Below are 3,450 nucleotides of genomic sequence, written 5' to 3' on the forward strand. Positions count from 1 at the left end.
CCCCCGGCCTGCTCAGGCACACCGCCACCGACACACCCACCGCCTTCCTCTTCTCCGGACAGGGCGCCCAACGCCTCGGCATGGGTCACGAGCTGTACGGCACCCAGCCCGTCTTCGCGGCGGCCCTCGACGAGGTACTCGCCTTGCTGCCGCCCGGCGTGCGCGACGCCATGTGGGGCACCGAGGAATCCGCCCTGCACCACACCGGTACCGCCCAGCCCGCCCTGTTCGCCCTGGAGGTGGCGCTTTTCCGCCTCCTCGAATCCTGGGGCGTGCGCCCCGACTTCGTGGCCGGGCACTCCGTCGGTGAGGTCGCCGCCGCCCACGTCGCCGGTGTCCTGTCCCTCGCGGACGCGTGCGCCCTCGTCACCGCTCGCGCCTCGCTGATGGAGGACCTCCCCGAGGGCGGGGCCATGACGGCCGTCCGCGCCTCCGAGGAACGGGTCCGCCCCTACCTCACCGCCGACATCGCCGTGGCCGCCGTCAACGGTCCGGCCTCCGTGGTCCTCTCCGGCCCCGCCGACGCCGTGGCCGAGGCCGCCGCACGACTCGCCGCCGACGGCCACCGCACCACAGCCCTGCGGGTATCGCACGCCTTCCACTCGCCGCTGATGGACCCGATGCTGGCCGCCTTCGAACAGGCCCTGACCGGCATCACCTTCCACCCACCGCGCATCCCGGTCGTCTCCAACCTCACCGGCGCCCTGGCCACCCCCGACGACCTGTGCGACCCCGGCTACTGGGTCCGCCACGTCCGGGAGACCGTTCGCTTCGCCGACGGCATAAGCACCCTCGCCGACCAGGGCGTGCGCACCTTCCTCGAACTCGGACCCGACGGTGTCCTCACCGGCCTGGTCCCCGAGTCGGCACCCGAGGACTGCGTCGCCCTCGCCGTCCTCCGCAAGGACGCTCCCGAGACCACCGGCCTCACCACCGCTCTCGCCGCCCTGCACACCACTGGCGCCCGGGTCGACTGGTCGGGCTACTTCGCCGGCACCCCCGCCCACCAGCTCGAGCTCCCCACCTACGCCTTCCAGCGCCGTCGGTACTGGCCTGCCGCCGGCGTCGGCGGCGCGGGAGACCTGAGCGCCGTCGGTCTCGCTCCCGCCGAGCACGGACTGCTCGGGGCCGCCGTGTCCCTCGCCGACTCCGACGGCGCCCTGCTCTCCGGCCGCATCTCCCTCGCCACCCACCGCTGGCTGGCCGACCACCGCATCGACGGCCGCGTCCTCCTCCCCGGTGCGGCCTTCGTGGAACTCGCCCTGCGCGCAGGCGACGAGTTCGGCTGCGACCGCGTGGCCGAACTCGCCCTTCCGGTTCCGCTCGAACTGCCCGAGCACAGCGCCGTCCAGATCCAGACCTTCGTCGGCGGCCCCGACAGCTCGGGCCACCGCCCTGTCACCATCTACGCCCGACGCGACGGCCAAGACGACCACCCCTGGACCCTGCACGCCACCGGCAGGATCAGCCCCAGCGCGCAAACCGAGACGCCCCCGGCCCTCGACACCACGCAGTGGCCTCCCGCCGGCGCCCAACCAGTCCCGCTCGACGGCGGCTACGACACCCTCGGCGAGCACGGCCTCGCCTATGGACCCGCCTTCCGCGGCCTGCGCTCCCTGTGGCACCGGGACGGCGAACTCTACGCCGAGGCCGAACTCCCCGCCGGGAACTCCACCGCGGGTTTCGCCCTCCACCCGGTCCTGCTGGACGCCCTGCTCCACGCCGTCGCCCACGGAGGCGACGGCCGCCTCAGCGTGCCGTTCGCCTGGGAAGGCGTCGGCCTGTACGCCACCGGAGCCACCAAGGTGCGCGCCCGCATCGTCCCGCAGGGCGAGGACACCGTCGCGATCGACGTCACCGACCCCACGGGCGCCCCCGTCCTGACCGTGGAGGCCCTCACCACCCGCCCCCTCGACGCCTCCCGGCCCGGCCCCACGGGGGCCGCCGGCACGTTGTACCGCGTGGACTGGATCCCGGCACCCGAGACAGCTCCTTACGAGGGGCCGGTCGCCCTGCTCGCCGGCCCCGACGACGCCCCGGCCGCCCAGGAGATCAAGGACGCCCTCGGCGGCACGACCAGCGCGGCCGTACGGCTTTACACCGACCTCACCGAACTCGCGGACACGGCACCGCTGCCGGACGTCGTCCTGGCCCCCCTCATGGCCGGCCCCGCCGAGACGGACCCTGTCACTGAACTCCACACGCTCACCACCAGGGTCCTCGACGTCGTCCGGCGCTGGCGGCACGACGAGCGCCTCCGCGCCGCCCGCCTGGTCGTCACCCTGAGCGACGACCGGCCCGCGACCGCCGCGGTCCGCGGCCTGCTGCGCGCCGCCGAGTCCGAACATCCCGGCAGCATCGGCCTGCTGGTCCTCGGCACCGAACCCGTGAACGGGGCACGGCTGCGCCGGGCCCTTGGATGCGGCGAACGCGAGATCGCCCTCGCGGACGGCCGCGTGACCGTTCCCCGTCTCGCGCGCGCCGTTCAGTCGGGTGGCGCCGTTGATGCCGTGGTGGAGTGGTCCGGTCCGGGTGCGGTGGTGGTGACCGGTGGTACGGGTGGTCTGGGTGCGGTGGTGGCCAGGCATCTGGTGCGGGTGCATGGGGTGCGGGAGCTGCTGCTGTTGTCGCGGCGGGGAGCGGACGCGCCGGGGGTGGGTGAACTCCTCGTCGAGCTGGGTGAGTTGGGTGCCGAGGCCGAGGTTGTGGCGTGTGATGTGTCGGACCGTGGGGCGCTGGCGGGTGTGCTGGCGGGCCGGTCGGTCCGGGGCGTGGTCCATGCCGCGGGCGTACTGGACGACTGCCTCGTCGACACCCTGACCCCCGAGCGACTGCACGCCGTACTCGCAGCGAAGGCAGACGCCGCCTGGCATCTGCACGAACTGCTCCCCGACGTCGAGACGTTCGTCCTCGTCTCCTCCGCGGCGGGCACCTTTGGCCCTGTAGGCCAGACCGCCTACGCCGCCGCCAACGCCTACCTCGACGCGCTCGCCACCCACCGCCGGGTCCAGGGACTGCGCGCGGTCTCCCTGGCCTGGGGGCCGTGGCAGCTCGACGGCGCGGGCATGGCGACCGAACGGCCCACCACAGCACACGACGAGTCCGAGCTCATCCACCCGGTGTCCGCTGAAGAGGGCCTGAACCTGTTCGACGCGGCCCTGGCATGCGGTGCGGACGTGGTGCTCCCCGTCCCGCTGGACCTGCGGGCGGCACGGTCACGGTCCGAGGTCCCCGTACTCCTCCGCGGACTCGTACGGCCTCGCCGCCGCACGGCGAGCAGCGGTACCGGCGCGTCCGACCTGGTCCGCCGGCTCGCGCCGCTCGACGAGGTGGAGCGGGGGGAGGTGCTGCTGGATGTGGTGCGGGTGCAGGTGGCGTTGGTGCTGGGTCACGAGAGCCCGGTCGGCCTCGATGATGCGCGGTCGTTCCGGGATCTGGGTTTTGATTCGT

Annotated in this window: 1 protein-coding gene; it reads left to right on the top strand. The window is 73.8% G+C overall.

The window, feature by feature from the left end; all coding sequences use genetic code 11:
* A partial coding sequence (locus FNH08_RS47310) for a type I polyketide synthase (protein ID WP_152778083.1) occupies nt 1–3,450 on the top strand: 3,450 nt, incomplete at both ends.

Origin of the sequence: Streptomyces spongiae, from assembly GCF_009377185.1 — a bacterium.
GTDB lineage: Bacteria > Actinomycetota > Actinomycetes > Streptomycetales > Streptomycetaceae > Streptomyces > Streptomyces spongiae.